Annotated in this window: 1 protein-coding gene; it reads left to right on the top strand. The window is 70.0% G+C overall.

Annotation, left to right across the window (positions count from 1 at the left end):
* Positions 1-59 precede the first annotated feature (59 nt).
* Positions 60-1,023 (top strand): methyltransferase (locus ACZ4O3_RS44115; protein WP_467728043.1); only part of this gene is annotated, 964 nt, incomplete at its 3' end.

Here is a 1,023-nt window from a genome sequence, read left to right as displayed (position 1 = left end):
ACATGTCGGTCAACGACCCGATCACCCCTGAGCCGTTCCTTCAGCTGGGCCTCGGCTTCATGGCTTCCAAGACCCTTCTCAGCGCGGTGGAGCTGGGAGTCTTCACCGTGCTGGCCGACGGCGGCCGCGACCGGGAGTCGCTCGCCTCCGAGGTGGGTCTGCACTCCCGGTCCGCCGCGGACTTCCTCGACGCCCTGGTCTCGCTCGGGGTGCTGACCCGTGACGAGACCGGCGTCTACGCCAACACCCCCGCCGCGGACCTGTTCCTGGACCGCGCCAAGCCGTCGTACGTGGGCGGCATCCTGGAGATGGCCAACACCCGGCTCTTCGGCTTCTGGAACAACCTCACCGACGCGCTGCGCACCGGCACCCTCCAGAACGAAGTCGCGCACAGCGGCGCCCCGTTCTTCGCCACCCTCAGCCAGGACCCGGCCGCCTGGCGGAACTTCCTCAACGGCATGAACGGCGTCAGCACCCCGCTGGCCGCCGCCCTCGCCGCCGACTTCGACTGGACCGGCCGCCGCCACGTCGTCGACCTGGGCGGCGCCCTCGGCGCCGTACCCGCAGCCGTCCTGCGCGCCAACCCGGACATCACCGGCGCCGTCTTCGAACTGCCCCCCGTGCAGCCGGTGTTCGAGGAGTTCGCCGCCGCCCACGGCCTGACCGACCGCCTCGCCTTCCACGGCGGGGACTTCTTCGCCGACCCGCTGCCCGCCGCCGACGTCTACGTCATGGGACAGATCCTCCACGACTGGAACCTGGAACAGCGCCGGCTCCTGCTCAAGAAGGCCTACGACAGCCTGCCCGAGGGCGGCACCCTCATCGTCTACGACGCCATGATCGACGACGAGCGCCGCCGCAACACCTACGGCCTGATGCTCTCGCTCAACATGCTCATCGACACCGAGGGCGGATCCGAGTACACCGTCGCCGACGCCACCCAGTGGCTCCAGGACACCGGCTTCGCCAAGGTCGAGGCCCGCCCCCTCATCGGCGGCTACACCGCCGTCTACGCCACCAAGT

Source organism: Streptomyces sp. NPDC026515 (assembly GCF_055567595.1).
Note: the sequence above shows the minus strand (reverse complement) of the source record. Positions and strands in the feature narration are given on the sequence as shown.